6 protein-coding genes and 2 pseudogenes are annotated in these 6,547 nt (G+C 59.7%); 4 read left to right on the top strand and 4 right to left on the bottom strand.

Annotation, left to right across the window (positions count from 1 at the left end; all coding sequences use genetic code 11):
* Positions 1 to 313: 313 nt before the first annotated feature.
* A pseudogene (locus E1N52_RS42710) lies at positions 314 to 776 on the top strand (RES family NAD+ phosphorylase).
* A gap of 204 nt (positions 777 to 980) precedes the next feature.
* On the opposite strand, the gene E1N52_RS42705 reads toward E1N52_RS42710, so the two are convergent.
* The 3 genes from E1N52_RS42705 to E1N52_RS42695 all read right to left on the bottom strand — a co-directional run bounded on the left by E1N52_RS42705 (position 981) and on the right by E1N52_RS42695 (position 3,852).
* The gene (locus tag E1N52_RS42705; RefSeq protein ID WP_133191081.1) at positions 981 to 1,682 is read right to left on the bottom strand and encodes a hypothetical protein; all 702 of its coding nucleotides are present in this window, start codon (positions 1,680 to 1,682) and stop codon (positions 981 to 983) included.
* 853 nt (positions 1,683 to 2,535) lie between these two features.
* Entirely contained in the window at positions 2,536 to 2,904 is a 369-nt protein-coding gene (locus E1N52_RS42700) for a hypothetical protein (protein WP_133191079.1), read from the bottom strand.
* A gap of 606 nt (positions 2,905 to 3,510) precedes the next feature.
* Positions 3,511 to 3,852 carry an H-NS family nucleoid-associated regulatory protein gene (locus E1N52_RS42695; RefSeq protein WP_133191077.1) on the bottom strand — a complete coding sequence of 114 codons (342 nt, stop codon included), beginning with the start codon at positions 3,850 to 3,852 and terminating at the stop codon, positions 3,511 to 3,513.
* A gap of 603 nt (positions 3,853 to 4,455) precedes the next feature.
* Here E1N52_RS42695 and E1N52_RS42690 point away from each other — a divergent pair.
* Positions 4,456 to 5,073, top strand: a complete 618-nt coding sequence (locus tag E1N52_RS42690) for an H-NS histone family protein (RefSeq protein ID WP_133191075.1) — start codon at positions 4,456 to 4,458, stop codon at positions 5,071 to 5,073.
* A gap of 276 nt (positions 5,074 to 5,349) precedes the next feature.
* Entirely contained in the window at positions 5,350 to 5,589 is a 240-nt protein-coding gene (locus tag E1N52_RS42685) for a hypothetical protein (RefSeq protein ID WP_246089465.1), read from the top strand.
* Between the two features lie 64 nt (positions 5,590 to 5,653).
* Here E1N52_RS42685 and E1N52_RS42680 read toward each other — a convergent pair whose 3' ends face one another.
* On the bottom strand, positions 5,654 to 5,845 hold the full coding sequence (locus tag E1N52_RS42680) for a hypothetical protein (protein ID WP_028215456.1): 192 nt from the start codon (positions 5,843 to 5,845) through the stop codon (positions 5,654 to 5,656).
* A 460-nt stretch (positions 5,846 to 6,305) separates the two neighbouring features.
* Here E1N52_RS42680 and E1N52_RS42675 point away from each other — a divergent pair.
* Positions 6,306 to 6,547: pseudogene (locus E1N52_RS42675) on the top strand (IS256 family transposase); the annotation flags it as partial.

The raw sequence follows: 6,547 nt of genomic DNA, 5'->3' as shown, positions 1-6,547 counted from the left end.
AACGTCGCGTCACGCTCAATGCGGCGTGCGCTGCGCACGCTTATTCCTGCCTTCGCGGCCGCGAGTTCCTGCGGATGGTGTTTGCGCTTGTTCATGTAGAGGCGAACCTGTTGGTCGGTGATGCGGGTTCCAGACATGTGCTGACCGCTTCTTCTTTAAGAATCGATCAGCCATCCTATTGCCCCGCCGACGCGGCGCCGCCGGTGGTTCGTCGTCTCCGGCGGCTACGCCGCCTCCGACTCCTCACCACCGGCCAAAACAAACGTCAACGACCGGCCAACATAATTGTCGCCCCCCACGAGGGATACCTCGCGTGATGGAATTATGGAGGATCAGCAATTACGCGGACCTTCGGGGCATCGGCGGGTTGAGGGCGTCTGGCCGGTGGCACTACCGGGGGCAACCCTTCGTCCAGCTGGCGGAAATTCCCGCGCTTGCGCTGCTGGAGGGCGTGGTGCACCACGCGAATTCGGGGCGCCGCGGGTGTTGCCTGATAACGATCAACTGCTTCGCGTGGAACTTGCTGCGGGCGCGGAGCTCGCGGCGAATGTCATCCCCGATGATTGGCGCGAGAATGCGGACCGGACGCAGGCAGCCGGTAGTGAGTGGCTGGCGTCAGGGCAGGCGTTGCTCCTCAAAGTTCCGGGCGCCATTCTCCCTCATTCGTACAACTATCTGTTCAATCCGGCCCATCCCGGAGCTGGCTCCTCGATCCTCTCGTGGTACTGAAAGCGCCATACGATCCGGGAATGCGGACGATCTTTGGGGACAGGTAAGCTTGGGCATCGCGCTGGAGCCTATTCGGGCAATGGGCTCGATGATGCAATTCCATGAAACAAGGTTGGGCACATCATCTGGGGTCACTGTGCAGGGCGCAATGCCCCAGTCTCTCCCGTCATTGGGAGACCGGGGCATTTTCACTCCCGATCGCTGCGACTCCGGCACAGGGCACATCGAAATCGTGCGATCGGCAATTGCGCTTATTGTGACTTCTTCGCCTCGCAGCAGGGGCATTCGCGCGCTGGAGCGGAGACCTCCAGACGAATCTTGTCAGTGTCCGCGATGCGCATCGAGACAACCGAAGCGATGGGCAGGCTGGCGCGGCTCGCCTGACGGGCGTACCAGTCCCAGAATCCAGGGTGGCCGGCGGCGTTCGTGAGCGCATACTCGTCGACGAAGTGCTCACAGACCGGAGCGTCGTTGAAGACCTTGCATCCCGTAGTGCCCTCTTTCCTCTTGTAATATGTGAGGACGCGGTATCGGCGGCGCATGCCGCCCGGCCCGAATTCTCTCTGTTCCCAACGTCTGAAATCGACAGGATCGAGCACACGGCTCGCTGCGATGCGCAGTGCCTTTTTCCCGATTGGACCCGCATCATTCTCGAAGTGCTCGCGTGTCAAAACCGTCACGACGCTCGCTGGACTGCTCTTGCTGCCGCCCTCGATAGCGACTACCGCAACCATGAAAATCATCTTTTCCTTGTCAAGGAAGAGGTGGTAGGAGCGATTTGCGGAGCGAAACGGCAGCGCCACGGCACAGCGTGTCGTGACCAACTCCAGCACACGGCTTGGCGCAACGGACGTTCGCTCGGCTGCCCGTAGACGTGCGTGCTGGCTCATGTCGACGCTGTACCCACAGGCCGAAAGCGCTGCGGTAATTTTGATGTGGTTGGCTGCTTTCATCGCTCAGGTATCCTTTACGTTTTGAATACCCCCATCATCGCGCGCGTTTGCCGGGATGCAAGTTTCGCTCAGGAGGGGGCTTCTGCCTGGCCGGGGAGGAGATGAACCGGGAAAATGTTCCCACTCGGAGCGTGCACGATGCTCGAGGGCATTGGCGCAACCGCGGTTCGGACGGCCAGCGCGGTAGGGCAAGCGATACCGGGATCGATGAAGTCCCGGAAAAGCTCACCGTTCAGGACGAGAAACGGTTCGTCTGTATTGGCTCATACTGACCGCAGAACGCGAATCAGGTGTGATACGCGTCATCGTCCCTGGCGTCGGCGCGTTTGGATCCGCCTTTTGCCTTATTGCGATGTCGGACTCATTCCGCCCACTTTCGCGAGAACCTGACCAAAAGTATCGTTCAGGCTGAAAAAGCCTTGCGGGGCGCACTGACCGGTTTGTGCGCGGTCGTTACTGTGAGCGGCGTGGTTTGCGTTATGCCGACGCAGGGGGCAGGCATTGCATCTCGCGCCAGATCTTTGACCTTCAGTCCTGTGTGGATCTTTTCGAAGCGCCTGTCATTGCGACCATATCGCATGTGCATTGGGCAACCGCGTCGCTGAAGGAGACGATCAAGACCGCGAAACGAAGGGTGTTCGCCTGTAAGCGGTCGTCGAGCGAGCCACCTGGTCTTGCGAATGACCATTGATCGCTCGATCATCAGAAAACCGAACGACATGCCTCAACGGTGACAGGGAAGGCTTCAGCACACAACGGTGAAACACGGCGTGTACGATTGGTGTGCCAGGACTCGAGAGCTCGCACGTCGTCATTCACCTTCGCATTCGCATACTCTCGGCGCACTCGACGGCTAGCAGTCCTTGTGCAGCGCGGCAGCAAGGGTGCAGTACGCGGCGTCACGATCAACATCGTCCCGCCAGCTTAGCCGCGGACGACCGCCTCCATCGCGAAAGTACAGCACGCCCTCGAGATCGAAGCCACGGGGCAGGTATGCCCCGGATCGCGAGGTGCGCAGTTCGTCGAGGCTATCGGGGAGGCGTCCGTGATCCTTCTGAAACGCGAGCGCCGCAGATGCTGCGGCGCCCAGTCCAGCCTGCGGCCAGTCCGTCGCCGTCAACTGCGCGGCGTGTTCGCGTACATGCTCGCAGACGACCATTGACGCAAAACCGGCAACGAGAGCGAAGCTGGTAATGACACAATATTCGAGCGCGGTTCGCACAGCCGTTCTCACCATGAGTTATCTCCGCATCCATATGAGTTCCATCTCAAACATTTTTTCATGTGTTGCAGAGACGGCAAGTCGCGCGCAGCGAACGGTTCTGCTGTCGCAGAAATGAAGGAACTACGGGTGCATGTTCAAAAAGGAGCGGTAGCGATTCTGCGGGGTCGTCGACTTTCCGATGCTGATGTCATCACGTCCACGAACCCATGGCGTGAGGATATAGGCCGGGCTGCATGTTAAGGACGATGTGGCTATCCGGGCGGTCTCCCTGCTCGCCGACGAGTGGCCAGATTTACCAGCCTTCGAGAAGGGCGATTTGTCTATGGTTGGCAGGCAGTGCTGCATCGCTACGCCATGAATTGAGCAGTCCGCCTGTCAGGATCCACCGGTATTGACGTGATCACTACGGTGTCAATCTGAAGTAGCAGGATATGTTCATGAACGGAAGGCGGTGCTCGCATAACCCGGCTGCCTTCGAAGCGCGTTGAGAAACGACGCGAAGAAGAGGTCGTATGCGGATGCTTAACTCAGTTTGCCGCTCCTGCGGGGAAAGTGTGATGCCGATGACCTTGGCGCCCATTCGGCGCTGGAGCGGAGCGGCTCTCAAGCGGCGCCAACGCCCTCTGTCTTGATTGCTGCAAGTCTGGTCCCAGCAAACGGGTCATTGCGCCAGTCGGCGCCGGTGCGCTTGCCCGGACCCCGGGTCGATGCCGAATCAATTGCAAAATGCTCAAGAGACTGTCCGGCGCTGATCGCTTGAACCACCCATTGCGGCGGAGCGCCTTTGCCATCCCATGTGTTTCCGGAAGCGTCGCGGAAGCGCACTGCCCGCAACCGCTCCTGATCTGCCGCAATTGAAGTGGCGATGTCTTCCGGGTTGATTTCAAATTCGGCCATCCGTCGCCTCAGATAGGCCACGATGCTTTCGCGCTTTCTTTCATCCATTCAGTATTCTCCGCGCAACAATCTGTTTTCGCACAGGTGATTGCAAATCGCGTGCCGCCAGGATACCACGCGACCCGGTGCCCCGTGCTGACGCAGCGAAGAAGGCGGTGGTGTTTTGAACAACTGTCTTGCTGGGAGCGGCACAGGGGAAGTGCCCAGACTGGCGGTCGGTGTTTTCAAACAGTATAAGGCAATCGGGAAACGACGCCTCGTATGCTTGCGCACCTTCTGTCGTGGTTTGTTGCACGCACGATCGCGTGTGCGCAACAGACCGGAACATCGGTTATGCGAACACTGATGCGCGGGCACGTGGTGCGTTAGCAGGGAATTAAACGCCTCGCAGCAAGGTAGCATGCGAGCGGAAAAACAGCGATTCCGCTACGCGCAGACAACTCGGGCGTGAGTCTGTTTTTAATCTTTAGTGACCTCCAAACCGTTGCGCGCTGTGGATTCAATTTGCACGAGCGTACTGATGAAGTCATAATCACGACCGCGACGATCGCGTCAATTCTGACGGGCAGACCGAACTTCGAAGTGCTTGGGAAATAAGCCAGGGAAGTTCCAGGATCGCATGGACGGTAAACCCCACAGGGAGGAATAGACATGGTTACCTTGGACGCAATCAACTCAAAAATCGCAAAACTCCAGAAGCAGGCAGTAGCGATTGCCGAAAAGCAGTCGTCTGTGGGCCTGACGAAAATCCGTGACCTGATGCAAAAACACGGACTGACTGTCGCTGATATCGAAGGCTTTGTTGCAAAGCGACGCAGTCGTAAACCCGGGACGACGCTGTCAAAGGCGGCAGCAAAAACCCCGGGTGCAGCCGTGCATCACGTTGCGCCGAAATACGCGGATCCGAAAACGGGTGCGACGTGGTCGGGCCGTGGTCTGGCGCCGCTGTGGATTCGCGACGTCAAGGATCGTTCGAAATTCTTGATTGAAGCTGGGGCAACGGCGAAGACTGCCGGCGCCAAGGCGGCACCTGCGAAGAAGGCCGCTGCGAAAAAGGCAGGCGCAAAACGTGTCGTGGCAAAAAAGGCGGTGAAGACGGCAGTCGCCACGAAAAAGGCTGGCCGGGCAGCAACGGCTCCGGCAAAGGGTGTGCGTGGGCGCAAGGTCGCAGCACCCGCGAAAAAGGCATCGGCGCCGCGCAAGGTCGCGGCCAGAAAGGCACCGGCCGCAGTTGAGGCTGCTGCCACGCCTGAAGTCGCAGCAGCGTAACGGCTAACGGGCGATCCAGTCGTAGCTGGCGGAGCGACATGCTGGCGGCGCCGCATTCGCGGCCCGCTACGACTGATTACTCAGGTCCCTTCGCGCGTCGCCTCAATGAGAGCGGCGCGCCATGTTTGTGCGTGAGGAAGTGCGGACACAGCGCCGCACGCCGTCAACCCAATGGCTTGCCGTTTCGAGCTCGTATCTCTCGCGTTGCCAGTTTATTGTCCACCCGAGTCAATTCCTCCGGCGGTCGGTCGGCTGATTGCGGCCGCATGGAATGGCATGAGCCGCGCGCAGCTCGTGGACCGTGCCCGTCGGCTCGACATGCGTGCATCGCTGCGCGTGCTGCCCGGTATCGGGCCGGATGGGCTGACGCAGTTCCAGCTCAAGCTCAGTTTTGCGAACGGAGGCTTCGAGCTGATCGCCCATGTACGCCGTGTTGTTCGCCGCCGCACGGGCGCGCGACGCCAGAAACCGTCATTGCCTCCAGCACGCGATATCAGGCAACAGAGCCTTTTCTGAGTGTTGCCGAGGCTGGGCAACAACGCCTGTCGACACCCAGGCATCGCCGCTGAAAAGAAGCCCGCTAGAGAATCCTGAGATTGCGAATCTTTCCGATTGCCGGTGAGCGTTCGACGATCAGGTTCGCGATGAATTCAGGTAACAGGGCGCGCGGCACGTTCGCGGGGATATCGGTCACGAGCTGCGAAGGCACCTGAACGATGAATTCCTCCGGCGCAGTGGCGAGACTATGTTCGTACGCAACGCGGATTTCCATGCTGTTATCTTTCGGAGATGTGGTTGCCGGGAGTGCATGCAATGTGCGCAGGGCTATGCAGGGTTGTGGACTCAGTGTAGCGCGCGATACACCTGTCGTTGTTTGTTGTGAGCGCTTGCGCGCCTTTGCCGACCATCGCAGGCTGCACCGCCCGCGACCCCATTTCCCTGTAGGGCAAGCCCGGCGGTTTGGTCCACGTCTATGGGAGCCGGTTACCATCAGATTCCGGAATATCCGTATGGAGTTTGTGCGAGCCTCCCTTACGTCCGCACGTCCTTGTCCACCGGCGGCCTTTAATGCACATGAGCAGACTGATGTGCGATTGCGCGACGGGGCGCGTTGACGACGTTATCGCGCAACCTGGAGATGACTGTCGTTGGTGCGGGTGTCGCGCGCGACCATACCGGGGCCTGTCATAAATTTTGTGTGTAAGGCATAACATGTAGCTCAAGGAGCATGTATGCCACGCAAACCCAAGACGTCCCCCGAGGCCCTGACGGCGTTGCCGTCCATTCCGAAGGAACTGATCGACCAGTTCGTGAAGGGGCCGATGACGGCCGAAGCGGTGCATGCCGCCTCAGCGGCGTTCAAGAAGGCGCTGATCGAGCGGGCGCTGGGCGCCGAACTTGGACACCATCTGGGCTATCCGGCCGGCGCCGTGCGGCCCGAGAACGCGACCAACCAGCGCAACGGCAAGAGCGG

Origin of the sequence: Paraburkholderia guartelaensis (assembly GCF_004353905.1) — a bacterium.
Taxonomy (GTDB): domain Bacteria; phylum Pseudomonadota; class Gammaproteobacteria; order Burkholderiales; family Burkholderiaceae; genus Paraburkholderia; species Paraburkholderia guartelaensis.
The sequence above is the reverse complement of the archived record's forward strand: the minus strand, read 5'-3'. Positions and strand labels throughout refer to the sequence as shown.

Excerpts from the sequence above, each read along its gene's own strand:
- E1N52_RS42705 (WP_133191081.1), bottom strand. The coding sequence starts at position 1,682 with ATGAAAGCAGCCAACCACATCAAAATTACCGCAGCGCTTTCGGCCTGT.
- E1N52_RS42680 (WP_028215456.1), bottom strand. The coding sequence starts at position 5,845 with ATGGAAATCCGCGTTGCGTACGAACATAGTCTCGCCACTGCGCCGGAG.
- E1N52_RS42690 (WP_133191075.1), top strand. The coding sequence starts at position 4,456 with ATGGTTACCTTGGACGCAATCAACTCAAAAATCGCAAAACTCCAGAAG.
- E1N52_RS42695 (WP_133191077.1), bottom strand. The coding sequence starts at position 3,852 with ATGGATGAAAGAAAGCGCGAAAGCATCGTGGCCTATCTGAGGCGACGG.
- E1N52_RS42685 (WP_246089465.1), top strand. The coding sequence starts at position 5,350 with ATGAGCCGCGCGCAGCTCGTGGACCGTGCCCGTCGGCTCGACATGCGT.